1 protein-coding gene is annotated in these 1,124 nt (G+C 47.4%); it reads left to right on the forward strand.

Annotated features, from left to right (window positions below):
• Positions 1-1,060, forward strand: a 1,060-nt coding sequence (locus R7P35_RS25710) for an Hsp70 family protein (RefSeq protein ID WP_318093266.1), incomplete at its 5' end; no start/stop codon positions are given.
• Between the last annotated feature and the right edge of the window lie 64 nt (positions 1,061-1,124).

Below are 1,124 nucleotides of genomic sequence, written 5' to 3' on the forward strand. Positions count from 1 at the left end.
TGCATTACTGAACATTGCAACGGCGACCAAAATTGCTTTCTCTGAGCAAGACAGCGTAGAAGTTGACGTGTTTGGCTGGAAAGGCACTGTAACACGCGAGCAGTTCGAAGATCTGATTCGCCCACTCGTGAAGAAAACTCTGATGTCTTGTCGTCTTGCACTGAAAGATGCTGACGTAGAAGCGGAGGAAGTACTTGAGGTGGTGATGGTTGGTGGCTCAACTCGTACCTTGCTTGTCCGTGAAATGGTAGGCGAATTCTTTGGCCGCACACCACTCACTAGCATCAACCCTGATGAAGTGGTGGCTATTGGTGCGGGCATCCAAGCAGATATTCTTGCTGGTAACAAGCCTGACTCTGAAATGCTGCTGCTTGACGTGATTCCATTATCATTGGGTATTGAAACCATGGGTGGGTTGGTTGAGAAAATCATTCCGCGCAACACCACGATTCCTGTTGCTCGCGCGCAAGAGTTTACCACCTTCAAAGATGGTCAAACGGCGATGAGCGTGCACGTTGTGCAAGGTGAGCGCGAGATGGTGGATGATTGTCGTTCACTTGCGCGTTTCTCACTAAAAGGTATTCCTCCTATGGCGGCAGGTGCTGCGCACATCCGAGTGACGTACCAAGTTGATGCTGACGGTTTACTATCAGTGACTGCAATGGAAAAAAGCACAGGTGTTCAATCCGAAATTCAAGTGAAACCTTCTTACGGTTTAAGCGATAACGAAGTTGCGAACATGCTGCGTGATTCGATGACTCACGCCAAAGAAGACATGCAAGCTCGTGCGTTAGCTGAACAACGCGTTGAAGCCGACCGGGTGATTGAAGGTTTGATCGCTGCAATGCAAGCTGATGGTGATGAACTACTATCAGAGCAAGAAAAACAAGATCTATTAAAAGCCATTGAAGCACTGATTGAGCTGCGTAATGGTGATGATGCAAATGCCATTGAGCAAGGCATCAAAGATACAGACAAAGCTAGCCAAGACTTTGCGTCACGCCGTATGGATAAATCGATTCGAGCTGCGTTGTCAGGTCAATCAGTAGACGATATATAAGAGAAAGTAGTTATGCCTAAGATTATTGTATTACCACACGACGATTTGTGCCCAGAAGGTGCAG

The sequence above is a fragment of the Vibrio sp. Vb0304 genome, assembly GCF_033338995.1.
In the GTDB taxonomy this organism is placed as follows: Bacteria; Pseudomonadota; Gammaproteobacteria; order Enterobacterales; family Vibrionaceae; genus Vibrio; species Vibrio alginolyticus.